This window comes from Dellaglioa sp. CoH-55-MRSF-9 (assembly GCF_056782155.1).
This window is the reverse complement of record NZ_JBXAYG010000162.1, coordinates 1-241: the sequence shown is the minus strand read 5'-3', so window position 1 is coordinate 241 and position 241 is coordinate 1. Positions and strand designations below refer to the sequence as shown.

Annotated in this window: 1 protein-coding gene; it reads left to right on the top strand. The window is 57.7% G+C overall.

What is annotated here, in order from left to right; translation table 11 throughout:
• Positions 1-47 precede the first annotated feature (47 nt).
• On the top strand, positions 48-241 hold a 194-nt coding region (locus AC1RPV_RS08185; RefSeq protein ID WP_481764267.1), incomplete at its 3' end, for a hypothetical protein.

Sequence of the window (241 nt, the reverse complement as noted above, 5' to 3'; positions counted from 1 at the left end):
GCACGCACCGAAATACGAGTACGGCGACGAGTCGGGACGAGAGCATCTTGTATATGCTGGGTTCCTACCCATATGCATGTACGGAACAGCAGTTCAACGAAAAGATGAGTGAGGCGCTTGCCGCGATTGGTGTCGAGAACCCGCTCGGGGCACTGGAACGCGCGGCCGCAGATGGGGTGCCAGTGCCACTCAAGATGTGGCTTTCGGCGGCTGGCATCAATCTGGTCGAACTGGAAAAGGA